This is a genomic window from Mesorhizobium sp. WSM4817, assembly GCF_055811135.1.
Genome location: NZ_JBVVQQ010000159.1, coordinates 1 through 277, shown reverse-complemented (window position 1 = coordinate 277; position 277 = coordinate 1). Strand labels below are relative to the sequence as shown.

The 277-nt window shown below is 50.2% G+C and carries 1 protein-coding gene; it reads left to right on the top strand.

Translation table 11 applies throughout. From position 1 onward, the window contains the following. Positions 1 to 277 (top strand): oligosaccharide flippase family protein (locus AC0L2K_RS35195; protein WP_473533684.1); only part of this gene is annotated, 277 nt, incomplete at both ends.

Below are 277 nucleotides of genomic sequence, written 5' to 3'. Positions count from 1 at the left end.
CCCCGACTGACTTTGGCATCTTTGCCCTTGTCATGTTCTTTGTGGCGTTATCACAAATTCTTGTCGATCGGGGGTTTTCGACGGTAATCGTCCAGCGTTCGGTTGAATCAGCTGAAGAGAAAACGGCGATATTCTGGTACACGATTATCGTGTCGCTTTTTATCGCGGCCATAATGTTTTTGATTGCGCCATGGTTCGCACGTTTTTTCGATCACCCCGTACTGAAGCCGCTCCTCTATCTGTCGGCTGCTGTCGTGCCGCTCAATGCTCTTGCCTC